1 protein-coding gene and 1 pseudogene are annotated in these 1,837 nt (G+C 28.2%); both read left to right on the top strand.

The features are described 5' to 3' along the window. Positions 1-533: pseudogene (locus KJR01_RS09525) on the top strand (hypothetical protein); the annotation flags it as partial. A 25-nt stretch (positions 534-558) separates the two neighbouring features. After that, positions 559-1,749: a Cj0814 family flagellar-dependent secreted protein gene (locus KJR01_RS09520; protein ID WP_214119001.1), complete on the top strand. Its 1,191-nt coding sequence runs from the start codon at positions 559-561 to the stop codon at positions 1,747-1,749. Positions 1,750-1,837: the final 88 nt, after the last annotated feature.

Below are 1,837 nucleotides of genomic sequence, written 5' to 3'. Positions count from 1 at the left end.
TAGGCTTAAGTGCTAATGCTAATGATTTATTAGCAGATATTAGCAAAGGTGCTATAAGTGATAATTCATTAGGTGTTAAAGTTTTAAATACTGAAGAGATGAATAAAGTTCATGGCGGGTATGTTTTTAGATATGTAGGAACTGCTATTAATAATTCATTTATGTTACAAACAATTTTTAAGGTAGAGTATGATTATAATGAAAAGATGCTTGAAGCTATTTCAGGATATAATACTGATTTTAGTTCAGGTAGTAGCCCTACAATTTTTCAAAAAAATGCTTATAGTGATTCGCTAAAGGGTGTATTGCCAAACGAAGTGGTTGGAATAGCATTTACTCAGACAAAAACACCACAATTATTTGGAAGAGCCTATAGTTATAGTTTAAATGCAAGAGCTGTTGATTTTACAACTGGTAAAGCTAGAGGCATAATTAATTCTTGGGTAGAAAGTGCTGTAAAAAATTTACAAGCAAAAAATTATATTTATACAGAAACAGCTAGAAGGCATGGTAATTTTGCATTAGGGTTCTAATAGAACCCTACCTAAAGGAATAATTATGAAAATAAATTCTTATTCAACATATCAAATAACTAATATAAGCAAAAAAGAAACAAATAACGAGATTAAAAAAGTAGACAATAAAGCAGATGATAAAAAGGTAGGTGAAGTATTAGGATACGGAGTTGATAAAGATGGCTTTTTTACAAGTGATTTTAATAAAGCCGCAGGTATTCCGGATAATTATAAAATCCACAGCGATACTTTAAAAAATCTAGTAGATAGAAATAACAATTCTTTAAGAGCATATAGAAAGTATTATGAAATTGATATAGCAAAAACTGTTAATAACGCTTATACACTTTTTAGCCAAGTTGTAAGTGAAGATTTTTTAAACTCTAAAGAATTTTTTAATACCGAAGATATAAAGCAATTTCCACAAGGTTATGTTATCAAAAAAGGAACTTTTGAAGTGACAAAAATATTGCAAAGTCCATATGAGTTTTCAAATGTTAATTTTGATAAAAAAACTGAAGATGTTGGTGGTATGTTTTTTCATTATAGAAATGAAGATAGAACTAAGCCAAATACCACTGTTTTTCGTAGTAAGGAAATATTAGAAGAAGATAAATTATATATAAGCAATTTTGACCCTGCTGAGAATAGATATAAAAACGAAAAGGGAGAATTTACAAGAGGCGGGCTTCTTATGGGATTTTTATCAAGCGATATAAGAGCAGTTATAGAAGCAGAGACTACTTATGATGGTAAATTTAGCGGTTATGATAGAAATATCAGTAGGCAAGATTTTCATGCATTTGATATGGCACTTGGAGCACAGCTTATTAGTAGGGGTGAAAATGGCTTTACAAGTGCTGAAGTTGAGCGTATGCCAAGATGGCTAAAAGATTATGTTAAATTTAATAGATTTGATAAGAGTTTAAAAGAAAGAAGTGCTTTTTCTTCTTACGATACATATTCAAAATTAATGTTTAGTCCTATAAAAGATGGTGATTTTGAGGGGAAAAATATCACAAGTGCCTTAGCTGGAAATAATAATCTTGTCTTAACTCCAGAGCAAATCAAAGCAGAAAGGGAAACTTTAGAAAAATTTATGAAAAAGATAAGAGAATTAATGGGTATAGAAAAACCTAGTAAAGAATCTAATATAATGAGTTTTGAAGATTTATTAAAATTAGCTTTTAGTTTTAGCCAAAAAAATATAAGTTTATTTGATATAAAAGTTTAAATTCCTATTTCAAATTCTATTAATTTTAAAGGAATTTAAAATTATGAATTATTTAAAAATATTACGAAAAGTAACAAATATTAATAAT

The sequence above is a fragment of the Campylobacter sp. 2018MI10 genome (genome assembly GCF_018501175.1).
Lineage (GTDB): Bacteria > Campylobacterota > Campylobacteria > Campylobacterales > Campylobacteraceae > Campylobacter_E.
This window is presented reverse-complemented; position numbering and strand designations above follow the sequence as displayed.